Consider the following 3,307-nt stretch of genomic DNA (forward strand, 5'->3'; position numbering starts at 1 on the left):
GGTTGGTGTCGATTGCGATCGAGATCAGGCTGCTGGTACTGACCGTACGTTGAGAACTACACAGTGGACGCGAGCATCTTAGATTCGCCCTGATGCCTTCTTTTTGGAGGTGTATGGGGTGAGTCATTTAAGTTTCTAGAGTTTATTTTTATAGATTTTCTGGATTACTCATGTGATCAAATTTCTAAGAGCAAACGGTGGATGCCTTGGCATCTGGAGCCGAAGAAGGACGTAGTAATCTGCGATAAGCCTCGGGGAGCCGATAAACGGGCTTTGATCCGAGGATTTCCGAATGGGGAAACCCGGCTGGACTTGATCCAGTCACTCCCGCCTGAATATATAGGGCGGGTAGAGGGAACGCGGGGAAGTGAAACATCTCAGTACCCGCAGGAAGAGAAAACAACCGTGATTCCGTTAGTAGTGGCGAGCGAACGCGGAAGAGGCTAAACCGGTCGTGTGTGATACCTGGTAGGGGTTGCACGGTCGGGGTTGTGGGACTTTTCTGTCGCGCTACCGAGCGACAAGCGTTACAGCGCAGCGTAGACGAATCGCTTTGAATGGCGAACCATAGGGGGTGCGAGTCCCGTAGTTGAAACGTTGTTATGGCGCGAAGAGTATCCCAAGTAGCACGGAGCCCGTGAAACTCTGTGTGAATCTGTCGGGACCACCCGATAAGCCTAAATACTCCCAGATGACCGATAGCGGACTAGTACCGTGAGGGAAAGGTGAAAAGTACCCCGGGAGGGGAGTGAAATAGTACCTGAAACCGTTTGCTTACAATCCGTCGGAGCCTTTCGGGGTGACGGCGTGCCTTTTGAAGAATGAGCCTGCGAGTTAGTGATATGTGGCGAGGTTAACCCGTGTGGGGAAGCCGTAGCGAAAGCGAGTCTGAATAGGGCGTTGAGTCGCATGTCCTAGACCCGAAGCGAAGTGATCTATCCATGGCCAGGTTGAAGCGAGGGTAAGACCTCGTGGAGGACCGAACCCACCTAGGTTGAAAACTGGGGGGATGAGCTGTGGTTAGGGGTGAAAGGCCAATCAAACTTCGTGATAGCTGGTTCTCTCCGAAATGCATTTAGGTGCAGCGTTGCGTGTTTCTTGCCGGAGGTAGAGCTACTGGATGGCCGATGGGCCTCAACAGGTTACTGACGTCAGCCAAACTCCGAATGCCGGTAAGTGAGAGCGCAGCAGTGAGACTGTGGGGGATAAGCTTCATAGTCGAGAGGGAAACAACCCAGACCACCAATTAAGGTCCCTAAGCGTGTGCTAAGTGGAAAAGGATGTGGAGTTGCAGTGACAACCAGGAGGTTGGCTTAGAAGCAGCCACCCTTGAAAGAGTGCGTAATAGCTCACTGGTCAAGTGATTCCGCGCCGACAATGTAACGGGGCTCAAGCACACCACCGAAATTGTGGAATTCCTTTTTGGGATTGGTAGGAGAGCGTCGTGTGGCGAGTGAAGCGGCGGTGGAAACCAGTCGTGGATGCTACACGAGTGAGAATGCAGGCATGAGTAGCGAAAGACTGGTGAGAAACCAGTCCTCCGGAAGACCAAGGGTTCCAGGGTCAAGCTAATCTTCCCTGGGTAAGTCGGGACCTAAGGCGAGGCCGACAGGCGTAGTCGATGGACAACGGGTTGATATTCCCGTACCGGCGAAGAACCGTCCAATCTGACCCAGTGATGCTAAGAGCCCGAATCCGGCTCCGTTCCTTCGGGAGCGTTGTCGGGCTAGCGTTCGAACCTATGCTGGTGAGGGTAGCGTGTTAACAGGTGTGACGCAGAAAGGTAGCCAATCCGGGTGAATGGTTGTATCCGGGCAAGGATGTAGGGCGAGTGATAGGCAAATCCGTCACTCATATAGCCTGAGATCTGACGCGGAAGTCCCTTTGGGACGTAGTTGGTGATCCTCTGCTGCCAAGAAAAGCATCGACGCGAGGTTCTAGCTGCCCGTACCCCAAACCGACACAGGTGGTCAGGTAGAGAATACCAAGGAGATCGAGAGAATCGTGGTGAAGGAACTCGGCAAAATGCCCCCGTAACTTCGGGAGAAGGGGGGCCCAGCGCGTATAGGACTTGCTCCGAAAGCGTGTGTGGGCCGCAGAGACTAGTGGGACGCGACTGTTTATCAAAAACACAGGTCCGTGCGAAGTTGCAAGACGATGTATACGGACTGACGCCTGCCCGGTGCTGGAAGGTTAAGAGGAAGTGTTAGCTTTGGCAAAGCACAGAATTTAAGCCCCAGTAAACGGCGGTGGTAACTATAACCATCCTAAGGTAGCGAAATTCCTTGTCGGGTAAGTTCCGACCTGCACGAATGGCGTAACGACTTCCCAGCTGTCTCCACCGCGAACTCGGCGAAATTGCATTACGAGTAAAGATGCTCGTTACGCGCAGCAGGACGAAAAGACCCCGTGACCTTTACTATAGCTTGGTATTGGTGATTGGTGTGGCTTGTGTAGGATAGGTGGGAGACTGTGAAGCTGGCACGCTAGTGTTGGTGGAGTCGTTGTTGAAATACCACTCTGGTCATTCTGATTATCTAACTTCGAACCGTGATCCGGTTCAGGAACAGTGCCTGGTGGGTAGTTTAACTGGGGCGGTTGCCTCCTAAAGAGTAACGGAGGCGCCCAAAGGTTCCCTCAGTCTGGTTGGCAATCAGATTTTGAGTGTAAGTGCACAAGGGAGCTTGACTGTGACACTGACAGGTGGAGCAGGGACGAAAGTCGGGACTAGTGATCCGGCAGTGGCTTGTGGAAGCGCTGTCGCTCAACGGATAAAAGGTACCTCGGGGATAACAGGCTGATCTTGCCCAAGAGTCCATATCGACGGCATGGTTTGGCACCTCGATGTCGGCTCGTCGCATCCTGGGGCTGGAGTAGGTCCCAAGGGTTGGGCTGTTCGCCCATTAAAGCGGTACGCGAGCTGGGTTCAGAACGTCGTGAGACAGTTCGGTCTCTATCCGCTGCGCGCGTTGGAAGTTTGAGAAGATCTATCCTTAGTACGAGAGGACCGGGATGGACGAACCTCTGGTGTGTCAGTTGTTCTGCCAAGGGCACGGCTGATTGGCTACGTTCGGAACGGATAACCGCTGAAAGCATCTAAGCGGGAAGCCGGCTTCAAGATGAGACTTCCGTCCCCTTTTTGGGGGTGAGGCTCCCAGTAGATGACTGGGTTGATAGGCCGGATGTGGAAGCGCAGTAATGTGTGGAGCTGACCGGTACTAATATGCCGATGATTTGATTACTTACAATCTGTTGTGTGAGTGTGTTCGCGTCTATTGTGTGGTTCTCGATGTATGGTCGAGAACAA

General features: G+C 53.2%; 1 rRNA gene. It reads left to right on the plus strand.

Features of this window, described 5'->3' with window-relative positions:
• The first annotated feature begins 174 nt into the window (after positions 1 to 174).
• Positions 175 to 3,242: ribosomal RNA gene (locus EG850_RS13115) — 23S ribosomal RNA — on the plus strand.
• Positions 3,243 to 3,307: the final 65 nt, after the last annotated feature.

It is taken from the genome of Gulosibacter macacae (assembly GCF_003865375.1).
GTDB lineage: Bacteria > Actinomycetota > Actinomycetes > Actinomycetales > Microbacteriaceae > Gulosibacter > Gulosibacter macacae.